Genomic DNA, 23070 nt, shown 5'->3' with positions numbered 1-23070 from the left:
TATGGCGGCTGAGAAAGGTAAAGCCGGTCGCCCTTCGGATTACATGCCGGAGGTGGCTGATGATATTTGTGCGCTTCTCTCCTCCGGTGAAAGCTTAGTTAAGGTTTGCAAGCGTCCAGGCATGCCAGATAAGTCTACGGTATTCCGCTGGATGGCAGAGCACGAGGAATTTCGCGACAAGTACGTGAAGGCAACCGAGGCGAGAGCTGATGCCATTTTCGAAGAGATGTTCGACATCGCTGATGATGTTCTTCCTGATTCAGCTGAGGTTGCAAAGGCAAGGTTGCGCGTTGATACCAGGAAGTGGGCGCTTGCTCGAATGAACCCGCGAAAATACGGAGATAAGGTCACCAATGAGTTGGTAGGTAAAGACGGTGGCGCTATCAAAATTGAAACATCACCAATGAGTACGCTATTCGGAAAATGACAACGATTAACCCTATCTTCCAACCGTTCATCAATGCGCATCGTTATAAGGTCGCTAAGGGCGGTCGAGGTAGCGGTAAGTCATGGGCGATGGCTCGCTTGCTTGTTGAAGCGGCAAGGCGACAGCCTGTTCGTATACTATGTGCTCGCGAGTTGCAGAACAGTATCAGTGACTCGGTGATCAGATTGCTTGAGGACACAATAGAACGCGAAGGATATTCATCTGAGTTTGAAATCCAGAGGTCAATGATTCGGCACCTCGGTACCAACGCCGAGTTCATGTTCTACGGCATCAAGAATAACCCGACGAAGATTAAATCCCTCGAGGGGATAGACATCTGCTGGGTTGAAGAGGCTGAGGCTGTGACGAAGGAGTCATGGGATATTCTTATCCCGACCATCCGAAAGCCTAACTCTGAAATCTGGGTCAGCTTCAACCCGAAGAACATCCTGGACGATACCTATCAGCGCTTCGTTGTCGACCATCCTGATGATATTTGTCTGCTGACGGTGAACTATACCGACAATCCGCACTTCCCTGAAGTTCTCCGCCTTGAGATGGAAGAGTGCAAGCGGCGCAACCCTACCCTGTATCGTCACATCTGGCTCGGTGAGCCGGTAAGCGCAAGCGACATGGCAATCATCAAGCGTGAGTGGCTGGAAGCGGCCACAGATGCGCACAAGAAGCTAGGATGGAAAGCGAGAGGCGCTGTCGTTGCTTCTCACGACCCATCAGACACCGGGCCGGATGCCAAAGGCTATGCCATGCGCCATGGATCGGTAGTCAAGCGCATTGCTGAGCCGCCAGAGCATATCGACGTTAACGATGGCGCCGACTGGGCGACTGGGCTTGCTATTAACGATGGCGCTGATCACTTCCTCTGGGATGGTGACGGCCTCGGCGCAGGCTTGCGTCGCCAGGTGACTGACTCATTCGCCGGCAAGAAGATCACCGCTACCATGTTCAAGGGTAGCGAATCACCGTTCGATGAGGATGCGCCGTATCAGTCTGGCGCATGGGCTGATGAAGTGGTGCAGGGTGACAACATCCGCACCATTGGCGATGTGTTCCGCAATAAGCGCGCGCAATTCTATTACGCCCTGGCTGACAGGCTATATATGACGTACCGCGCCGTTGTACACGGTGATTACGCAGACCCTGACAGCATGCTTAGCTTCGACAAGGAAGCTATCGGCGAGAAGATGCTTGAAAAGGCATTCGCTGAACTCACGCAGATACAGCGCAAATTCAATGGCAACGGAAAGCTTGAGCTTATGACGAAGGTAGACATGAAGCAAAAGCTTGGCATTCCGTCACCTAACCTGGCCGACTCTCTGATGATGTGCATGCATTGTCCGGCGATGGCGCCAGAAGAAACGGAAATCTACGTTCCCTCATCCTCCGGTTGGTAAAAATGGCAGAGACATTAGAGAAAAAACATGAGCGCGTCATGCTCAGGTTTGACCGCGCCTATACGCCGCAGCAAGACGTGCGCGAAAAGTGCATTGAGGCTACGCGATTCGCTCGTGTCCCTGGCGGTCAATGGGAAGGAGCAACAGCTGCGGGAACCAAGCTTGATGACCAGTTCGAGAAGTATCCAAAGTTCGAAATAAACAAGGTTGCTACAGAGCTTAACCGCATCATTGCTGAATATCGCAATAACCGAATCACTGTTAAGTTTCGCCCAGGCGACAAAGAGGCCAGCGAAGAGTTAGCGAACAAGCTAAACGGCCTGTTCCGCGCTGACTACGAAGAGACGGATGGCGGTGAGGCGTGTGACAACGCATTTGATGATGCGGCTACTGGTGGTTTTGGTTGCTTCCGCCTGACATCGATGCTGGTAAACGAATATGACCCGATGGATGAGCGTCAGCGTATTGCTATCGAACCAATCTATGACCCATCACGCTCTGTATGGTTCGACCCTGACGCGAAGAAGTACGATAAGTCAGATGCCCTTTGGGCGTTCTGCATGTACTCAATGTCACCTGAAAAATATGAAGCTGAATACGGCAAGAAACCACCTGCATCACTAGATATAGCAACTACATCACTTTGGGATTACGACTGGTTCCAGCCTGAAGTTGTTTACATCGCTAAGTATTACGAAGTACGCAAAGAATCAGTGGATGTAATCAGTTATCAGCAGCCTTTGACTGGAGAAATCGCAACATACGATAGCGACCAGATTGAAGATATTGAAGATGAACTGGTTGCTTCTGGATTCGTGGAGGTTGCCAGGCGTTCAGTAAAGCGCCGTCGAGTTTATGTGTCTGTGGTTGATGGTGACGCATTCCTTGATAAGCCGCGCCGGATACCTGGTGAGCATATCCCGCTAATCCCAGTGTATGGCAAGCGTTGGTTTATCGACGACATTGAGCGCGTTGAAGGTCATATTGCCAAGGCTATGGACCCACAGCGTCTATACAACCTTCAGGTTTCGATGCTGGCAGATACAGCAGCACAAGACCCTGGGCAAATACCTATCGTTGGCATGGAGCAGATACGAGGGCTCGAGAAACACTGGGAAGCACGAAATAAGAAACGTCCTGCGTTTCTTCCTCTTCGTGAAGTGAAAGATAAGGCTGGGAATATCATCGCGGGTGCTACGCCAGCAGGTTACACGCAACCAGCAGTGATGAACCAAGCTCTTGCTGCATTACTTCAGCAGACAAGTGCAGATATTCAGGAAGTAACCGGTGGCAGCCAGGCTATGCAGCAGATGCCTAGCAACGTCGCTCAGGAAACGGTAAACAACCTGATGAATCGCGCCGACATGGCATCGTTCATCTATCTGGACAACATGGCGAAGAGCCTTAAGCGCGCCGGTGAAGTCTGGTTGTCTATGGCGCGAGAGGTTTACGGCTCAGATCGCGAGGTTCGCGTCGTCAACGAGGATGGTACCGACGATATCGCGCTGATGAATGCGCAGGTTGTAGATCGCCAGACTGGGAATGTTGTTGCACTGAATGACCTGTCTACTGGTCGTTACGATGTCACTGTCGATGTAGGGCCAAGTTATACCGCGCGGCGCGATGCGACAGTGTCAGTACTGACAAATGTTCTCAGCACGATGTTACCAAATGACCCGATGCGTCCTGCTATTCAGGGAATCATTCTGGACAACATCGACGGAGAAGGTCTGGATGACTTCAAAGAGTACAACCGCAACCAGTTGCTAACTTCAGGAATCGCCAAGCCTAGAAACGCCAAAGAACAGCAGATTGTTCAGCAGGCACAACAGGCTGCGCAAAACCAACCTGACCCAAATATGGTTATAGCTCAGGCTCAAATGGTAGCGGCGCAGGCTGAAGTTCAGAAGTCACAAAACGAGACTGTTCAGACGCAGATTAAAGCGTACACAGCTCAACAGGATGCAAGAGAAAGCCAGGCGAATGTTATCTATAAGCTTTCTCAGGCAGAGCAAATAAATAAGCAGGGAGTTATGGATGCAATAAACCTCCTTAATGACCTTCTTTCACAGCAACAAAGCCAAATCCCATCACCACAGCCACCGACAGGCTCACTGTCGAGTTAATCAGGAGTAATCAATGGAAAGCGAACTGATCATCGACGGTCAGGTTATTGACCTGTCTGAAAAACAGGAATCGACCGAAGCAGCAGGTGCTGAGCAGCAACAGAAGCCAACTGAGAACGAAAGCCAGGAATCTACTGAAAAGCCAGAGCAGACCGAAAATGAACAGGCCGAAGAGCAGCCGGATGAATACTCCCTGCGTATCGGTGACGAAGAAATTCAACTGACGGAAGAGGATGACGATCACGTAGATGGTCAGCCTGCACCTCAGTGGGTGAAAGATTTACGCAAGAACAACCGCGAGAAAGATAAAGAGTTACGGGAACTGCGCCGCCAGCTTGAGGATATCCAATCCAAGCCTGCAGAAGTGCAGCAACCGCAATCAGACGCATTACCTCCAAAGCCGACTCTTGAGTCGTGCGACTACGATGAGGCGGCGTTTGAACAGGCAGTGACTGACTGGCATGAGAAAAAGAGCCGTGCCGAGCAGCAGAAGCAGCAGCAACAGCGTCAGCAGCAGGAATATCAACAAAGGTTCCAGCAGCGGGTAGAAGCGCACAAGCAGAGAGCAGCAAAGCTCCCGGTAAAAGATTACCAGGAGATGGAGAGCATCGTGCTTAGTGAGCTTAAGCCTATTCAGCAGGAAATTATTATTCATGCAGCAGACGAGGGTTCGGAACTGATCGCCTATGCGCTCGGTAAGAACCCACAACTACGCCAGCGTGTAGCCGCTGAGACAGACCCAATTCGCGCAGCATTCCTCTTAGGCCAGATTAGCAAGCAGGTTAGCCTTGCACCGAAACCTAAGAAAGCCATCAAACCAGAGCCGGAAGTTCGCGGTGGCGGCGCTGATGCGAAACAAGATGACTTCAACAAAAAATGTCCCGGCGCAATCATCGAATAAAGGAACCATAAATGGCTACTACTAACAACCTCGACAGTAACGTCAGTCAGATCGTCCTGAAGAAATTCCTTCCTGGCTTTATGTCTGACCTGGTGTTGGCTAAAACAGTTGACCGTCAGCTGCTGGCAGGTGAAATCAACTCCAGCACTGGTGATAGCGTAAGCTTCAAGCGCCCACATCAGTTCTCATCTCTGCGTACCGCTACCGGTGATATCTCCGGGCAGACCAAAAACAACCTGGTATCAGGAAAAGCAACTGGCCGAGTTGGTAATTACATCACTGTTGCAGTGGAATACGGTCAACTGGAAGAAGCTATTAAGCTGAACCAGTTGGATGAAATTCTGATGCCGGTTCGTCAACGCATCGTCACTGATCTGGAAACTGAACTCGCCAAGTTCATGATGAACAACGGTGCTCTTTCTCTCGGCAGCCCGAATACCCCGATCAACAAATGGTCTGATGTGGCGCAAACTGCCTCATTCCTGAAGGATTTGGGTGTCAATGAAGGTGAAAATTACGCGGTTATGGACCCATGGTCTGCTCAGCGCCTGGCTGATGCGCAGTCGGGGCTGCATGGCTCTGACAAGCTGATCCAGACTGCCTGGGAAGATGCGCAAATCTCCGGTAACTTCGGTGGCATCCGCGCCCTGATGTCCAATGGATTGGCTTCACGTTCTCAGGGTGCTTTTGGCGGAACTTTGACCGTACAGGCAAACCCAACAGTTACCTATATTGCGGTTAAGGACTCATACCAGTTTACCGTAACGCTGGCTGGCGCAACGGCATCTGTCAACGGCTTCCTGAAAGCTGGCGACCAGATTAAGTTCACCAACACCTTCTGGCTGAACCAGCAGAGCAAACAAGCACTGTATAATGGTTCAACTCCGATCAGCTTCACGGCAACTGTCCTGCAGGACGCAAACTCTACCGCAGGCGGTCAGGTAACTGTAACCCTGTCAGGTGTTCCGATTTACGACGCAGCACCGCAGCAGCAATACAACGCCGTTAGCCGCCAGGTTGTAGCAGGTGACGCTGTTACTGTGATCGGAACCGCCAGCCAGACCATGAAGCCGAACCTGTTCTACAACAAATTCTTCTGCGGACTTGGTACCATCCCGCTTCCGAAACTGAACAGCATCGACTCCGCAGTCGCAACCTACGAAGGGTTCTCCATCCGCGTGCACAAATATGCTGATGGCGACGCCAACGTGCAGAAAATGCGTTTCGACCTGCTGCCTGCTTACGTGTGCTTCAACCCACACATGGGCGGCCAGTTCTTCGGCAACCCATAACATTAAGGGGCTTCGGCCCCTTTATTTTTTGAGGAGAAGACATGGATCGCATGAGTGTATTCCTTACTGCAGATAACGAAGCTGGACACGTTCAGGCCGTTATCGTAGAGAAAGACTTCCCGATTTACGAAAAGCTAGGCTTCGTCGCATCGGTTGACGATTTAAAGCCTGCAACCAAGCGCGGACGTAAGGCGGCAGACAATGGCAACGATTCTGACAAAGGGTGAGATAGTTCTTTTTTCACTTCGTAAGTTCGCTATAGCTTCAAATGCTTCATTAACAGATGTAGAGCCACAGTCAGTAGAAGATGCAATTCAAGATCTTGAAGACATGATGTCAGAATGGCTAATTAATCCTGGTGACATTGGCTATTCATTTTCTCTCGTCGATGAAGAGCCACTTCCTGATGATGATTCTGGTCTTCCAAGGAAATACAAGCATGCAGTTGGATACCAGCTGCTATTGAGAATGCTGTCTGATTATAGCCTTGAGCCATCGGCACAGGTTCTAAGTAATGCTGAACGTTCATACGACGCACTTCTAACTGACACATTAGTCGTTCCTTCAATGCGGCGTCGTGGCGACTTCCCTGTTGGTCAGGGTAATAAATATGACGTCTACACCGTTAACAGATACTACCCTGGTGACTTGCCACCTATTGATGGCGACATACCAAACCCATAGGTGATCTAATGCCGATTCAGCAGCTTCCATTGATGAAAGGAGTCGGCAAAGACTTCAGAAATGCCGACTATATTGACTATCTTCCAGTGAACATGTTGGCTACACCGAAAGAAGTGTTGAACAGCAGCGGTTACTTGCGCTCATTTCCTGGTATGGAGAAGCTAAGCGATGTTAACGGAGTATCTCGAGGTGTCATATATAACACTGCGCAAAACTCTGTATATCGCGTTCTTGGCAATAAGCTTTACAACTCGCAAAGGGAAATTGCTGATGTAGGCTATTTTGGTAGGGTTTCAATGGCCTATGGAAGGACATCTCAAGCTGTATGTGTTGATGGAAAGATAAGCCTTTATCGATATGATGGAGGAGTGAAGGTAATAAGCAATTGGCCAGAGGGGTCAACCTTCACACAATACGACCTGGGAGAAGCTAGGGACGTTACAAGGCTTAGAGGTCGGTACGCATGGGCTAAAAATAATTCTGACTCATGGTTTATCTCTGACCTGGAAGATGAGTCTCACCCAGACAGATACAGCGCAGAATATCGAGCAGAATCACAGCCTGATGGGATTGTTGGTATAGGTTCATGGCGAGACTTCATCGTATGCTTTGGCTCTTCGACAATAGAGTATTTCACGCTAACTGGTTCAACAACTGTAGGCTCAGCCATTTACGTTGCAAACCCGGCTTACATGGTCCAGAAAGGTATTGCAGGAACCTATTGCAAATGTTCGTTCATGGATGCAATAGCCATTGTTAGTAGTCCGGCAAATGGTGCTCCATCCGTTTATATTATCGACTCTGGTCGTTCAAATCCCATAGCTACCGCTAGCGTCGAGAAGATCATTCGTTCTTACACATCTGATGAGCTTTCTCAGACGGTGATGGAAGCATTGCGGTTTGATGCTCATGAGCTTCTAATTATCCACCTGCCTAGGCATGTTCTCGTATATGACGCCTCGTCAAGCGCTAACGGGCCTCAGTGGGCGATACTGAAAACAGGTCTTTATGATGATGTCTATCGTGGCATTGACTTCATGTATGAAGGAAATGACATAACCTGCGGTGATAAGTTAGAGCCAATTACCGGCAGAATGAAGTTCGATATTTCATCGCAGTATGACAAGCAGCAAGAGCACTTGCTTTTCACTCCGCTATTTAAAGCCGATAACGCCAGAGTGTTTGACCTTGAGGTTGACTCATCAACTGGCGTTGCTCAGTACGCCGACAGGCTTTTTCTTTCAGCAACAACTGATGGCATAAATTACGGCCGTGAGCAGATGATTGAGCAGAATAAGCCGTTCGTGTACGACATGCGCGTAATCTGGAAGCGCATTGGTCGAATTCGAAAATCGGTAGGGTTCAAACTTCGCGTAATCACTAAGTCACCTGTAACTCTGTCTGGGTGTCAGATAAGGATTGAGTAATGGCTGATGATTCACTCAAAGACCCTGTCGTTGTACGGGCTATAGGAATCAATGCGTCATCTCTACCAAGAGGCCTAAATCCTGCATATGAACAATATATCCTTTCTCAGGTCGTAGATTTCACAAATATAGCCGGAAAGGCCAATGATGCTGGGCAAGGTGCATATGATGCGCAGGTAAAGAATGCCGAACAGGATGTTGAGCTTGCTGACCACGAAGCAAGGATTCAACAGCTTCGCATTGAGGTTGATGGTCATGAGGTAAGGATTACTGCAAATACTGCAGCAATTTCCGCTCTTGATGTTCGACTCACCACGGCTGAAGGAGAGATAGTAACCATTCAGTCCGATCTGACTGCGCTTACAGGTAGGGTATCAACAGCAGAAACGGATATCGACAACCTACAAGCTGATTATGTTTCTAAGTCAGTAACAACATCACAATCGTTGGCATCACCACTCAACGTAGCGACCTCATACTCTGTAGGCGCAACAAAAGTTATCGGCTCAAGAAATACAGGCTGGACAGCATCTACCGGTACAGCATCAAAGTCAGGGATAAATGGGGGTACGACATATACTGTTGGTGCTACTTATTCACAAGCTGAAGTTCAGGCTATCGCTACAGGACTGCAGCAGGTTAGGCAGTTAACTGTAGCGCTTCAAAACGCCCTAGGAGCAACTTCCGGTCACGGGTTGATAGATTCATAATGGAAATAAAGCTCATCGATAATCCGGTGAAGCTTGCAGAATTCCTCAACAATCCAGAAAACACAGGAAATATCGTAGACAGCGGAGATAAGTACTACATCAAGCCTGATGCGGTATATCTCGGTATCTATGAAGGCGTTCTTCTGGCTGGCGTTCATGAGGTTCGTAACTTCTGGCACAGCGTAGTGGAATGCCATGCGATTTATCAGCCTGGTTTTCGTGGTGAATACGCTCTGCAAGGTCACAGGCTCTTCTGCAAATGGCTTCTTGAAAACTCTCCATTCCTTAACAGCATCACAATGGTTCCTGACACCACAAAGTACGGCCGCGCAATCATCAGACTGCTTGGCGCTACTCGTGTTGGTCATCTTGATGATGCTTATATGAGCAATGGGAATCCTGTAGGAATCACTCTCTACCAATTACCGCGCTCGAAATACGAGGAACTAATCGATGTTAATTTTTCAGATAGCTAACAAGCACCTCAGTAAGGCAGTGTATCAAAAAGGCGGTGGAGATAACGGAGCAGGAGCCCAGGCTGAAGCAACACAGAAAGGTATCGATCTGCAGCGTGAGATGTGGCAGACGAACATGAATAACCTGGCACCTTTCACTCCTCTTGCTCAGCAGTACATTCAGCAGCTTCAGGGATTATCAACTCCGCAAGGTCAGCAATCAGCGCTGAACGATTATTACGGCTCTCAGCAGTACAAAGATATGGCTGGGCAACTTCGTTACCAGGCGCTTAACTCGGCTGAAGCAACAGGTGGATTAGGCTCTACGGCTACAACTAACTCACTTGCCACCATCGCCCCCACGCTTGGTCAGAACTGGCTATCAGGCCAGATGAACAACTATCAGAACCTGGCGAATATCGGGTTGGGTGCCCTTACTGGTCAAGCAACTGCCGGACAGAACTACGCAAATAACGTAGGTCAGTTATATCAGCAGCAGGCTAACGCATCAGCGGCAAATGCCAATCAGCCATCAACAGGGCAGAAAATGCTTGGCGGTGCGGCTTCTGGCGCAGCAATGGGTACAGCAATCATGCCTGGTTGGGGTACGGCGATCGGCGCAGGCGTTGGTGCTCTTGGTTCATTACTATTCTGAGGTGAAAGATGGCTACATGGCAGCAAGGTAATGCCGGGGGTCTGCTTGCTAGTCTTGGCGGTAGTAACGTTAATGCTCCGCAAGCTAGTGATGCAAATGCTGCATTAGCGTACATCAGGCAGAACAACGAAGATGATCGCTCAGGTCGAAATAACGTTGGCCTGCAGGCATTGCAAGGTGTTTCATCTGTAATGGATATCTATAAGCAACAAGAGCAAGCGCTGCGACAGCAGGAGTTCCAGCAAGCATATGGCAATGCATATGCATCCGGAGACCGTAACGCTATGCGACAACTGGCCTCTGCTTATCCTGAGCAGTTTGATGCAGTCCAGAAAGGGATGAAGTTTGTCGATGATGAGCAGCGTTCTACTGTAGGAAATCTCGCAGCCAGCGCTAGACTTGCTTCATCATCGCCTCAGGCAATGGGTTCATGGCTTCAGAATAATGCTGCTGACCTAGTACGCTCAGGGATAAATCCACAAGACGTTGCACAGATGTATCAGCAAAATCCACAAGGATTCGCTGAGTTTGCTGACCACCTCGGCATGGCTGCACTTGGTCCTGTAGACTACTACAACGCACAGGACAAGATTGCTACTCAGGCTCTGAATAAAGACAAGCTAGCTGAGCAGGTAAGAAGCAACCAGGCAGGAGAAGCACTTCAGCAGCGTGGCCAGGATATTCAAGTTCGCGGTCAAAACATTAGCGCTGAAAACGCCAGGCTAAGTCGTGAAATTCAGCTGGCAGAACTTCAGGATAAGAGCCTTGATCGTCAAATCGCTCGAGAAACGAATTCAGTAAAACTTGATGAACTGAAACAGAAGCAAGCTGATGCTCAGCAGAAAGCGCAACAAGCAACAGCAGACCGCCAGGCGGTTGGAAAGGGTGCTGTTGATACATTTAATACGGCTCTTGACTCGCTTAATGAACTTGAAAACAGCCCGGGATTATCTAAGGCAGTTGGTATCAAATCAGCATTCCCGACAATACCGGGAAGTGACGCCGCTAACTTTGAGGCAAGACTAGATACATTCAAAGCACAGACATTCCTGCCTATGGTCCAGTCTATGAAGGGTATGGGTGCGCTATCAGATGCGGAGGGTAAAAAGCTAAGTGATGCAGTTGGCGCATTGAGCCCGAAGATGAGTGAAAAAGAATTCAGATCTTCAATGGGTAAAATCCGCAGTCAGTTGCAGGGTAAGTTATCAAACGTGAAGAAGCAGTTTGACTATCAGGAGCCACAAGAAGGCTCACAATCAAACCAGTCCGGCCAGCAAAGCGGGTATTCATCATTGTGGGGTGATTAATGGCTAAGGCATGGAAAGATGTCATTTCCACACAGCAATACCAATCTCTAAATCCAGAGCAGAAATCACAGGCCCAAGAGCAGTACTTCAATGAGGTTGTTGCACCGCAGGCTGGTAGCGATACAGAAAAGGCAAAACAGGCTTTTTACTCTGCATATCCCTCTCCAGCACCTCAGCAAACTCAGCGGCAGCCAACACAACCAGAGCAATCCATGATGCAGCAGGTTGGAGACTGGCTAACAGGCGGTAAATCAGCTGGTCAGATTGCAGAACAAGCGGGGCGCGGCCTGGTAAATATCCCATTTGATGCTCTTCAGGGTGGTGCTAGTCTTATCAACGCACTAAGTCAGAATCTAGGGGGTCCAAAGATTCTTGATGATGTGTATCGACCAGTAGATAGACCAACAGACCCATATGCTCAGGCAGGCGAGACAGTAGGAAACTACCTAACTCCTGGAATTGGTGTTGCTGGAAATATGGCGCTTGGTTCTCTTGCAGATGCATCCAATCAACAAGGGGATTTTGCGCAAAATGCAGCGATTAACGCAGGGGTTAACCTCGGGGCACAAGGGGTGCTCTCAGGCCTGGCAAAAGCAATATCTCCGGCTGCAAGTAACGCTCCATCTAATGCGATCAAAACAGCTAATAATGTTTCACAGTTATCAAGAACGGCTGCCGGTAGAGAGGCAATAGCGTCACAGGCTGCAAATGTTACTGATGACGTTGCACAGGCTGCAAATGCTGCTGGAGTTGATGTAAGAGCCCTCACACCTGGAATGAGGTCAGGAAGTGAAGGTGTTGCTCAGGCTGAAGGGATACTCTCATCTATTCCTGGTGCCGCACAGGATGCTCATAAGGCTGCATTTAGTGAGATTGCGACAAAGCTTAATCAAAACCTTGATGACTTAGGCGCGGCGGCCGGTAATGCATCAGAGAAAAGTGCTGCTATAAAGCAGCGTGTAATCTCAAACCTCGACCAGATGAAGTCTGCTGAACAAAACGCATGGAATGACGTTCGCTCAACAATGCCAAATCAGAAGATGCGCATGGGAAATGCGAACGCTGTCGTTCAAGGTGAGAAGTCTGCTGGAGTTCCACTGTCACCAGAGATGAAGCAGTTTGAAGCGGCAAACAGTAAAGGCGGAGTTACTTTTGATGGAATGAAGGCATGGCGGTCTAAATTTGCTGATGCTGAGCAGAAGTATATCCGCAGTGGTGAGGCTAATGCTGCCAGACGAGCTGGAGAGGTTAGGAGAGCCATTACTGATGACATGCAGAGCATGGCCAGTAAAGGTGGTTTTCTTGACGACTGGTCAAAGGCCAATGATTTATCCAAGGCAAGAATATCAGCTCAGAAAGATGCAGAGTCAGTATTCGGAAGAGACCTTGCCAGTGACGCCTTAGTAACTAAGGGTGTTACTGCTCTTCAGTCATCTTCTAAGCGTGGTGTTAATGATTTCCACAAAATCATGTCTGCAGTTCCTCCTGCCGAAAGGGGATCAGCTATATCATCAATTCTCCAGGATGCAGCATCGCATGGTGTTAGGGGAGGAACTGCTGAGGCTTCAGGAATAAAACACATAGCTTCAATCCTAACCCCTCAGAACGTCAACGCTATAAGTCGCTATTCACCTGAAGTTGGCCGTATTGCTGACGCTTACGGAAAGCTTGCGAGGGCAGCCACAAAACCACTGCAGTATGTAGAGCAAACTGGAAGATCCGCACCTGCTCTTGAGCAATTGAATGCAGGAATGCCAAAGATTTTGCAGGCTATTATCAATGCAGCTGGCAACTCTGCAACTGGATCTATAGTTGGGCTTGGTGGTGGTGGAATGCCAGGTGCTGTTGCGGGAGCGGTTGCCAGTACGGCGATTAAATCTGCTGCCGGCAAGATAGCGACGAAGAGAAGTGGGAGATATGCGATTGAGAAGGCAATTCAGGAAGCGTCTAAAGCCGTTCAGTCAGGGGGGGGTGAGCGAGCAGTCTCTGCAGCTGAAAAAAGATTCCTGTCTAATAGCGCAGCAGTAAAAGCCCTGAGAGATACATTGAGCACAGAAGAGTTCAACAATCTATCAAGGGCTGGCATCGTAGCAACTCTAAGCGGAATGAATGAAGAGTAACCATGGATGGCTACATTTTCAAATCTCTCAGGAATGATTTTATATCACTCCAAGCTATCAGAATTGCAATCGATAAGCACAGAAATGAAAAAGCTCCATGAGAATCTCCAACTTCAGGAATTAAACCATATCCTGCTGACGTCATCATAATGATGAATGCGATGGTTTTTAAACAACTAACAATTTTGTTCTTCATATTATTCCTCTAATGGCGTGACCGCCTAATTATAAACCATCCAACTATCATGCAATACTGCGCAAGTTTTAGCTTGTGCGGTATTGCTGCGCCTGGAGCACAGTAAATGTCAGATATCACTGCCAACGTAGTAGTTAGCATGCCTTCACAGCTATTCACCTTGGCTCGCTCATTCAAAGCGGCAGCCAGTGGTAAAATCTATATTGGTCAGATTAACACTGACCCCGTAAACCCTGCAAATCAGATTCAGGTTTATCTTGAAAATGAAGATGGTAGCTATGTTCCGGTTGCTCAACCTCTGATTATCAATACCGGAGGATACCCTGTATACAATGGGCAAATTGCTAAGTTTGTTACAGTACAAGGCCATTCAATGGCTGTATATGATGCCTATGGAACACAGCAATTCTACTTTCCTAATATCTTGAAGTACGATCCTGACCAGTTTAGACAAGAGTTGATGCTTGATGGCCCACCAGTACTTGTTAATGATTCAAGAGTATGGGTCCAAAAAACAGAAAATGGAAGCTTCTCTACAACTCAACATGAATACAATGAAAGGGTTGTTAGTATTTTAGATTTTGAAGTTTCTCCTGGTGTTCAAGCCTCTGGAGATGGAGTTACTGATAACTCAGAGGCTCTAAAGAGAGCAGTAAGCGCGCTGGGTCACTCAGGTATAGTTAAATTCCCTGTAAGTGGTGGAAGGAACTATAAATTTTCATCAATACTTATGTCTGATACTGATAATATCACCTTAGATGTGGAAGATGGAGTTAAATTTACTGTTCCTGACGCTGGTTATCTTAGTAACTCAATCCATTGGATAAGGAATGTTGATGTTGATTTCATTAACAGTTCTGGTGCTTGCACATTCCAGTATACAAAATCAACTAATCGAAGGGCTGCAGATAGGCCATTATGGACAGATATTCAAGATAGAGATTCTTCAAGATGGATTCCTATAGATGCTACAAGTGATCTTAAATATTATGCATTTGATCAACGTACAGATATAAGAACCACTGTATCTCCTGCTGCAAATCAATATGCTTTTGCGATAACAAATACAGATCTGTTTATCACTCAGTATGGAATGTTAAGATGCTCTCCTGGTGAGTCGCTAAACTTTTCTGCTGATTCACCTACTGCAACATCAGTATCAAGCTCAGGAATTATTTTATGTGAAGATAGGCGTTATTGGTTTTGGAGTGATGGTAATGGGATTTCTAATTTAACTCCAAAGATTGCAACAAAACCTGTTGGTGGAGTTGTTTCTGTAGATGATATTGTCTATCAGGGAATGCATACTCATGCAAGTTACTTTATGTTTGAAAGCGTGGTAACTATTAGAGTAGATAGTAAAAGAAGATTTACTATCTTGCTTAATGGTTTTGCTGTTCATACACAAGATACACCTTCTGATATCCTTGAATATGGCTGTGGGATACAAGGAACTGGCCAGTTGACGCTCAAAGATATGACTACCCATAAAGGCGTCACGCCTGATACTGGTAGATTTCTTAGGATTGCTTCATGGGGAGACTCTTTGACAGGATCTAGCATGCCAACTACATGGCCAAAGATTCTTGAAGATATGCTGGATGCGTCAAATGGGATTCGTATTTCTAAGTTTGATAACTACGCCATACCAGGAGCGGGGTCTGCTGATCAACTTGCAAAAATGGATACAGTACAAGTTGGTGATTATAATTATCATTTTATTCTAATTGGAACTAATGACATCCAAGGTCAGTCAGGCGTTGATACTTACATATCAAATGTACATGCCATGATTAACAATATCCTGAATAATGGGTCTAGGGTAATCCTCGGTGTTCCTCCAATGTGGTATACCCAAGCGCAGTTACCAGGCGGAGGAGGTGGAGCTGTAAATTATGATAAGGGGAAACTATATAGATCAGCACTTATTAGAGAGGTTGCAAGCTGGAATAGTCCTCGCGTAAGGCTTGTTGATTTAACCACAATAACCGGACCGATTCTTGCTGACTTTAGAAACACCTCAACAAATCCAGAACTTGCAAATCAACACAAAGATCCAGCCGTATATGACACACTACATTTAACACAAAACTCTCAATTCCTAGTTTCAAGAGCGTTCGCCAAATCACTTATGGGGGATGTAACTGATTCTGGAAGTGGGCTTAAAACTGAAGACTTCTCTTTGTTCGGAATAGGAATGAATGGGTGGACATCCGCAACAGATGCAAAGTATAGAAAGCTATCTGATGGTGCAGTCTCTGTAAATTTATTAATTAACAACACATCACCAGGACCGGTGAGTGGGGTGATTGTTGCAAAACTACCAATAGGAGCAACGCCATCTCTTGGGGAGTCATTCTGTGTAGCTGCTGATGGGACGCAGGCCCGGGTTACAGTTAATACATCTGGAGAGATAACAGTTTATGGACTATCAGGAGGCAATTTTATTCATCTATGTGCAACATATTGCACATGATATAGACAAAATAACAACCATTGATGGGACAAAAACGGGACACACAAAGCTTTGCATCGGTTTGCAAGGCTTTGCATGTTTTTCTAAGATGGGACGTGTGAGCGCCGTGGTGATAGGGTAAGTTGTTGTTAGCTCAGGTAGTTCCAGGAACTTCTAAGCCGTAGGTCACAGGTTCGAATCCTGTAGGGCGTGCCATTTTCACTTCTGCTCGAATCTCCTGAAATCTACCAAACCCAGTTTTCATGCATGTTCTCTCTGCAGAGCTGCTAGTGCAATACGCTTCGTATTCTGGTCTTCTGCCTCAGAGATGCCAGTCCTGGTTACCAGGAAAAGAGTCGCTTCGGCATCTATTGCTTCGGCGTATCCAGGCCTACAAACTGTGGGTAGTGATATTAAGATGTTATTTCTTTTTGAATAACATAGGGATGCGTGATTACGAATAAAAGAAGACTCTCAGATGATTTAAAAATACTTACATTAACTTTGTAAAAAATAATTACAGTGTTATTTGTGGAAAATTCCTGGTTATTTTGTGTTTATTCTTAATTGGCCGAGGGAAATTTTGTCGTGCTGTGCGTCTATTGCTTGGTGTAATAAGAATTTATTTCTGCAGTTCACTGTGCTTCATTGTTAAGTACTATGGTTGTTGTGTTTTTTAATCTTCTTATCGTTGGGCCCCCATCGCCTTCAGACGGGCGGGTTGGTATTATATCGCAAGGAAGTTGAGCTCTTCACTATCGGGGTTTGAGCTGCTTGCCGCAATGGTAAATAGTAGCCAGTAAAACCAAAGAATGCGATTGATATTTAATACTTAATCACCTGAATGCTATTTTAACATTCTTGCTGCCCTCTATATTTCCTGAGGTTTTATTAAATCCTTTCATCTTCCTGTTCATGTTTTATTTCTGAGGTGTGAATTTCTCTACATCTGTAGATGTCATCAAGAAAAAGAAGGTTGGATTTATATGAATAAATGTTATCAGGTTGTATGGAATAGCACCTTGAGGATATTACAGGTCTGCTCTGAACTGGTGATTGGAAAACGAAGTGCGTCCTCCGTAACCCGGACGGTGTCTGTCAGCACGCATTCGCAGGGTAAATACATTTCATTTCCTTCGAGGGTAAGCCTGCTTTTTCTCCCCGTACTGCTTGCACTATCTGGTATTGCCTCTGCAGATTTGACTGTGGACAGCAGTCTGGGTAACAACCCCCTTTCAGTCACTCAGATCAATGGCATTGCAAATGCAGGTAATGTCATTGTGGGCAACAGCAGCGGTGGCTCCGGCGTTCTCAACGTCAGCGATGGTGGTAGCGTTGCTGCTGCCAGTGTCAAAGTCGGTGACACAGCGGGCAGCACTGGCGTGATTAATATTGACGGTACTGGCTCCAGTTTCACAACCGGAAACGGGTTAGTTGTGGGTAATGCCGGTACCGGTACCATAACACTGACTAACGGTGCCGTGCTGTCGAGCAACTCCATGAGTAGTCTTATTGGGTCACGTGCTGGCGGTAATGGTACGGTCACCGTCAGTTCTGGTTCCACCTGGAACAATACGGTTCCGCTGGTTGTCGGTCAACTTGGCACAGGAGCGCTCAATATACTGACAGGGGGAACTGTTACCGGCTCGGGAATGACTATCGGCGGTCAGACTACCGGTGGCGGTAAAGGCGTCGTGAACGTGACCGGCCTGGGTTCAGTACTGGACTTCCTGGGCATCACGGTAGGGGGAGGTCATGATACCGGGACCGGTACGCTCACCATCGCTGATAGCGGTGTGGTGAACACAACGCGTGGCTGGAACGACTATGTGAGCAATGGTACGGTCACTATCGATGGCGTGGGCTCCAGATGGGACAGCACTTCATTGATAGTTGGCCTGGGTGGTGTCGGTGGGCCGGGGACTCTTATCCTGACCAATGGCGCGGTAATGACCGATACCACAGCGACCGTGGGTAATACCACCTCAGATGTTGCTGAGGTCAGTTCTGATTCTGTCTGGAGTACCAGCGGCGCGCTCACGGTGGGCAATCTGGATACCGGCATCATTAATATTAATACCTCCGGTACCGTGAACGCGGGTACGACCACCCTCGGCAGTCTGAATACAGGCTCTGGTACCGTCAATGTCAATGGTGTGAGGGCAGTGATGAACACGACTGCCCTGGTCACCGGCGCCAGCGGTCAGGGCAGGCTTACCATTACTGATGGTGGTGTGGTGAACACAGCCGGCGCAGGTGTTGGCACCGGTATCACAGGCAGTGCGGCCGGCAGCACCGGTACCGTCACTGTGGATGGCGCAGGTTCGCGGTGGAACCTGACTGGCAGACTTGTTACGGGTGCCGCCGGTACCGGAACCATGACCCTGACTAACGCTGCCTCTGTAACCAGTTGGGGTGGCATTGTGGGTGATACCGGTAAAGGTCTCGGTACAGTGGACGTGAGTACCGGTGCGATGTGGGACAGTACAGTTCTATCATCAGGCATCAGAGCTGCGCTTACGGTGGGCAACGCCGCAACAGGCACCCTTAACATTCATGACGGAGGCAAAGTTGATTCGGCTTCCATCATTCTGGGCAATGCCGTGACGGGTGATGGATCTGTTACGGTGGATGGCCCGGGCTCGGTGCTGAATGCGGATAACCTGATGGTAGGTCAGTCCGGTACGGGCTCACTGGCAATCACCAATGGTGGTGTGGTGGATAGCCGAGTTATCACCAGTACAGCAGGTGTCGGTGCAGGCAGCACCGGTACAGTTGTCGTGGATGGGGCTGGCTCTCAGTGGCTTACTAAAACTCTGTTCGTTGGTGATTCTGGTTCCAGTACCATGACGCTCACCGATGGCGCGTTATTGCAGACCGATGGCGGTGGGACCATTGGCAAATCAGCCGGAGGTATCGGTACGGTTAATGTCAGTTCCGGTGCGGTATGGAACAGTGCCATGAACGTCATCGAGGTAGGGTCTGCCGGAACGGGCTCTCTCAATATTAATGCGGGCGGTACGGTAAATACAGACTCCTTTGCTGTCGGGACGGTGGCCGGAGGTAAGGGGGCCGTGGTTGTGGATGGTACTGATGCCGTGCTCAATACCGGAGTAGCTTCAGCCCCTATCTGGGCAGTGGGGTATATGGGGACCGGGGAAGTACAGATCCGCAACGGCGGCCTGATGACGTCGAAAGGCGGCACAATTGGCCAGTTTGCCGGCAGCGACGGCATTGTTACTGTCAGCCGCGGTGGGCAGTGGACTGTTGACGCCTCTTCGTCAGGCAGCTCGCTGATAACGGTCGGGGATACCGGTACCGGGATGCTCACCCTGAGCAATGGTGGAATGCTGGCAATAACAGGCTCCATGCCTGGTGTGGTGAGCATTTCGCAGAAGGCCGGCAGCAGCGGCACACTTAATATTGGAGCGGCCCACGGTGAGGCGGCAACGGGTGCCGGGTTTATCACCGGCGCAGACAGTGTGAACATGGGGGCCGGCAGTGGCACTCTGGTGTTTAACCATACCGAGACTGACCCGACCACGGCGGGTGGTTATCAGTTCACCCCACTGATTACCGGCAACGGTACCGTGATACAGGATGCAGGTCATACGGTCCTGCGTGCAGAGAACACCTTCAGCGGTGCCACACAGGTTAACGGCGGCACGCTCACCACCACCTTGCAGTCCAACACGGGCAACACCGGTCTGGGTTCCAGTACGGTGAACATTGCCACACCGGGTACGCTGGAAGTGGCCGGCGCCACGACGGACGGTACGGGTAACTTCACATTCAGTAATGTGCTCACCGGCAGCGGTCTGCTGAGCGTGGACCTGGCGTCTGCGGACGACATCTTTTCTTTTGATTCTTCAACAGGAACGGCCTTTACGGGAACGGTGGAGCTGAAGGACAGCACCTTTGCCCTGTCCGGGGGGAGCGCAGCAGCGCTGGCCCGGGCCATGCTGATGACCAGTACCGGTAACACCACCACGGTGGGTGACGGGGAGCAGACCACTGGTGGCCTCACCTTTGCCGGCGGTAAGATGGTCTTTAACGCAACGGCGCCGGAGCAGAAAGTGGCAACCAGCCATCTGACGACCGGAAAACTGGATGCGTCCGGTACCGGTACGGTACAGATTAATGTGCCTGCACCGTATGTTCCGGGCCATGACACCGCCACCACTGCATCACTGATGACCCAGGATGATACTAATATCGGACTGGAGCTGGTGAGTGCCTCTCAGGTTACCGGCAGCGGCGGCAGTTTCGTGCTGAAGGACCAGAACGGCAACACCATCAGTGATGCCACAGAGGTGGATATCGCTCAGGACGGCAATACGGTTGCAAAAGGCACATACGATTATCGGCTGACCACGGCGGGTGCTTCAGGTAACCAGGATGGCCTGTACGTCAACTACGGTCTGACAGAGCTGGACATCCTGCAGGGCCAGACCCTGACGCTTGACGGGACACCGGGCGCCACCGGTGCGGCCGCAGACCAGTCTGCCCGCATCACAGGAAGCGGCAATCTTGCCATCAGTACCACGGGCGGTGACGTGCTGTCGCTCTCCGACGGTGGTAACGACTACACCGGCAGTACTACGGTGCTCAGCGGTACCCTGCGGACCGATGCAGACGGCGCCCTGGGTAACACCAGTGAACTGCATATCTACAGCACTGCGAAGGCTGACCTGAACGGTACTGAGCAGACTGTCGGTCAACTGGCAGCCGATGCCGGTTCAGTCCTGGACATTAACGGCGGCTCCCTGAGTCTGACAGACGGCGGATACAGCAACGGCAGCCTGACCGGAGCCGGGAGTCTGAACGTTGACGGCGGCACGCTGACGATTGACGGTGCGAACAGTGGCCTCAGCGCCACCACCGCCATCAGCAGCGGTGCGGAAGCGGTGATTAACGATGCACAGGGTGCAGGTACCGGTAATATTGCGGACAACGGCACCCTGACGCTGGACGGTGTGACCGGGACGCTCGCGAACAACATCAGCGGCTCCGGCAGCGTCGATGCGACGAACACCACGGAAACGACGCTTACCGGAGACAACGGCGGCTTCAGCGGGCTGTTTACTATCGATGATGGCAGCAGCCTGACGGTCAGCGAACAGAACAACCTCGGCACCGCTACGGTTAACGATAACGGCCTGCTGACCGTGGACACCGCCAGCGACTGGACGCTCAGCAACAGCGTCAGCGGCAGCGGCGGCCTGACCAAATCTGGTACCGGCACCCTGACCCTGACCGTTGAATCTGCAGCCTATACCGGTACGACCGATATCAGCGCAGGTACGCTGGCGCTGGGCAGTGACGCAGACAATGCAGTGGATATGGCTGGCAGTCTGGTCAACGTTCACGACGGCGCTTCGTTTACCGGTTACGGCAGCACCGCCGGGGATGTGGACGTCATGCAGGGCGGTACGATGCAGATGAACGACTTCACGGTGGGCGGCAACCTGACCAACAGCGGCGCTGTTCTGCTGAACCATGATGGCGGGCAACCTGGTAATCAGCTTACCGTTAACGGTAACTATACCGGCAACGACGGTCTGATGGTGTTCAACACGACTCTGGGTGGCGACGACTCGCCGACGGACAAACTGACGGTGCATGGCGATACCAGCGGTAACACTCGCGTTGACGTGAATAATGTGGGCGGTAGCGGTGCGCAGACCATTAACGGTATTGAGCTGGTGCAGGTGGACGGTAACTCTGCGGGTAACTTCGGGCTGACAAACGGTACGGTGGAAGCCGGGGCGTATGTCTACACGCTGGCGAAGGGACCGGATGATGCGGCGAAGAACTGGTACCTGACCAGCAAATGGAACGGTGCGGTACCGCCGCAGGACCAGGACAATCCGCCGGTGGTCGACCCGACGGCACCGGATGCGCTGCGCCCGGAAGCGGGCAGTTATATCAGCAACATTGCGGCGGCCAACACGCTGTTCGGTCACCGCCTGCATGACCGTCCTGACACTTCTCTGTACGCGGATACGCAGCATAACGGCGAGGGTAACACCAGCCTGTGGATACGCCACGTCGGTGGTCATGAACGTTCTTCTGCCGGCGACGGTCAGTTGAAGACGCAGAGCAACCGCTACGTCCTGCAGCTTGGCGGCGATATCGCACGGTGGAGCTCGAACGGCCTCGACCGCTGGCATCTGGGCGTGATGGGTGGCTATGCAAACGAACACAGCAATACCCGCAGCAGTAAAGCAGGCTACGGCTCTGACGGACGCATCAGTGGATACAGCGCCGGTTTGTACGGAACGTGGTACCAGAACGAGGCCGATAAAGCCGGGGCATATGTGGACAGCTGGATGCTGTACAACTGGTTCGACAATACGGTGGAAGCGGATAACCGCGGGAGTGACAGCTATGACTCGAAGGGGCTGACGGCGTCACTGGAGGTGGGTTACACGCTGAAAGCCGGAGAGTTCTCCGGCAGCCAGGGCACGCTGAACAGCTGGTATGTGCAGCCGCAGGCGCAGGTCATGTGGATGGGGGTGAAGGCTGACTCGCACACCCGGAACGACGGCACCCGTGTTGGGTCAGAAGGAGACGGTAACATTCAGACGCGTCTCGGGGTGAGAACGTATCTGAGCAGCCACCACAAAATGGATGACGGTAAACAGCGTGAGTTCCAGCCGTTCGTGGAGGTGAACTGGCTGCATAACACAGAGACCTTCGGCGTGAAGATGGATGGTACGACGGTGAACCGTGACGGTGCGCGTAACCTGGGTGAAGTGCGTACCGGCGTGGAAGGCCGGCTGAACGACCGCCTGAGCGTATGGGGTAACGTGGGTGTACAGATGGGTGACAAGGGGTACAGCGACACCCAGGGTATGCTGGGGGTGAAATACAGCTGGTAAGTTTCTTGATATGCCGCAA

The 23070-nt window shown here is 50.1% G+C and carries 14 protein-coding genes and 2 pseudogenes; all 16 read left to right on the top strand.

The window, feature by feature from the left end:
* Position 1: 1 nt before the first annotated feature.
* A complete protein-coding gene (locus tag C7387_RS11335; RefSeq protein ID WP_120816696.1) occupies positions 2–427 on the top strand; it encodes a terminase small subunit-like protein in 426 nt (141 codons plus the stop codon).
* The gene (locus C7387_RS11330; RefSeq protein ID WP_120816695.1) at positions 424–1839 is read left to right on the top strand and encodes a PBSX family phage terminase large subunit; all 1416 of its coding nucleotides are present in this window, start codon (positions 424–426) and stop codon (positions 1837–1839) included. Before C7387_RS11335 ends, C7387_RS11330 begins: the two co-directional genes overlap by 4 nt.
* A gap of 2 nt (positions 1840–1841) precedes the next feature.
* The gene (locus C7387_RS11325; RefSeq protein ID WP_120816694.1) at positions 1842–3965 is read left to right on the top strand and encodes a portal protein; all 2124 of its coding nucleotides are present in this window, start codon (positions 1842–1844) and stop codon (positions 3963–3965) included.
* Between the two features lie 13 nt (positions 3966–3978).
* A complete protein-coding gene (locus C7387_RS11320; protein ID WP_120816693.1) occupies positions 3979–4866 on the top strand; it encodes a phage capsid protein in 888 nt (295 codons plus the stop codon).
* An 11-nt stretch (positions 4867–4877) separates the two neighbouring features.
* Complete coding sequence (locus tag C7387_RS11315) at positions 4878–6158, top strand: P22 phage gp5 family major capsid protein (RefSeq protein ID WP_120816692.1); 1281 nt, start codon at positions 4878–4880, stop codon at positions 6156–6158.
* A gap of 41 nt (positions 6159–6199) precedes the next feature.
* Complete coding sequence (locus C7387_RS11310; protein WP_120816691.1) at positions 6200–6385, top strand: hypothetical protein; 186 nt, start codon at positions 6200–6202, stop codon at positions 6383–6385.
* Positions 6360–6842, top strand: coding sequence for a packaged DNA stabilization gp4 family protein (locus C7387_RS11305; RefSeq protein WP_120816690.1), 483 nt, complete (start codon positions 6360–6362; stop codon positions 6840–6842). Before C7387_RS11310 ends, C7387_RS11305 begins: the two co-directional genes overlap by 26 nt.
* 8 nt (positions 6843–6850) lie before the next feature.
* Entirely contained in the window at positions 6851–8269 is a 1419-nt protein-coding gene (locus tag C7387_RS11300; protein ID WP_120816689.1) for a packaged DNA stabilization protein, read from the top strand.
* Complete coding sequence (locus C7387_RS11295) at positions 8269–8979, top strand: phage tail protein (RefSeq protein WP_120816688.1); 711 nt, start codon at positions 8269–8271, stop codon at positions 8977–8979. The genes C7387_RS11300 and C7387_RS11295 overlap by 1 nt, the downstream gene beginning before the upstream one ends.
* Positions 8979–9455, top strand: coding sequence for a DUF2824 family protein (locus C7387_RS11290; protein WP_120816687.1), 477 nt, complete (start codon positions 8979–8981; stop codon positions 9453–9455). Before C7387_RS11295 ends, C7387_RS11290 begins: the two co-directional genes overlap by 1 nt.
* Positions 9433–10089, top strand: a complete 657-nt coding sequence (locus C7387_RS11285) for a DNA transfer protein (protein WP_120816686.1) — start codon at positions 9433–9435, stop codon at positions 10087–10089. The genes C7387_RS11290 and C7387_RS11285 overlap by 23 nt, the downstream gene beginning before the upstream one ends.
* Positions 10090–10097: 8 nt before the next feature.
* Positions 10098–11396 (top strand): phage DNA ejection protein, encoded by a 1299-nt coding sequence (locus C7387_RS11280; RefSeq protein ID WP_120816685.1) that lies wholly within the window; start codon positions 10098–10100, stop codon positions 11394–11396.
* The gene (locus tag C7387_RS11275) at positions 11396–13516 is read left to right on the top strand and encodes a DNA transfer protein (RefSeq protein WP_120816684.1); all 2121 of its coding nucleotides are present in this window, start codon (positions 11396–11398) and stop codon (positions 13514–13516) included. Before C7387_RS11280 ends, C7387_RS11275 begins: the two co-directional genes overlap by 1 nt.
* Positions 13517–13818: 302 nt before the next feature.
* Positions 13819–16188: an SGNH/GDSL hydrolase family protein gene (locus C7387_RS11270; RefSeq protein WP_120816683.1), complete on the top strand. Its 2370-nt coding sequence runs from the start codon at positions 13819–13821 to the stop codon at positions 16186–16188.
* 965 nt (positions 16189–17153) lie between these two features.
* Positions 17154–17267, top strand: a pseudogene (locus C7387_RS23380) (ESPR-type extended signal peptide-containing protein); the annotation flags it as partial.
* A gap of 267 nt (positions 17268–17534) precedes the next feature.
* A pseudogene (locus C7387_RS11265) lies at positions 17535–23051 on the top strand (autotransporter outer membrane beta-barrel domain-containing protein); the annotation flags it as partial.
* Positions 23052–23070: the final 19 nt, after the last annotated feature.

It is taken from the genome of Yokenella regensburgei, assembly GCF_003634235.1.
GTDB lineage: Bacteria > Pseudomonadota > Gammaproteobacteria > Enterobacterales > Enterobacteriaceae > Yokenella > Yokenella regensburgei.
Note: the sequence above shows the minus strand (reverse complement) of the source record. Positions and strands in the feature narration are given on the sequence as shown.